This is a genomic window from Ochrobactrum sp. SFR4 (assembly GCF_019730395.1).
In the GTDB taxonomy this organism is placed as follows: Bacteria; Pseudomonadota; Alphaproteobacteria; order Rhizobiales; family Rhizobiaceae; genus Pseudochrobactrum.
This window is the reverse complement of sequence record NZ_JAAPBB010001085.1, coordinates 1-250: the sequence shown is the minus strand read 5'-3', so window position 1 is coordinate 250 and position 250 is coordinate 1. Positions and strand designations below refer to the sequence as shown.

1 protein-coding gene is annotated in these 250 nt (G+C 54.4%); it reads left to right on the top strand.

Annotation, left to right across the window (positions count from 1 at the left end):
• Positions 1–250 (top strand): oxidoreductase (locus tag HBA93_RS22390; protein ID WP_502910182.1); only part of this gene is annotated, 250 nt, incomplete at both ends.

Genomic DNA, 250 nt, shown 5'->3' with positions numbered 1-250 from the left:
CGCTTATAAAGATGAAGTTGTGCCGTGGATGAAGGCCTTGGCTGACGAATGTCATGAACATGGCGCTGCTGTGATGATCCAGTTGACCCATCTCGGGCGCCGTACGCGCTGGGATAAAGGGGACTGGTTGACAGCTGTCACCTCGTCACATGAGCGGGAAAGAGCCCATCGGGCATTCCCGAAACGACTTGAAGACTGGGACATTGAGCGGATTATCAAAGACTTCGGTGATGCGGCTGAACGCATGCAG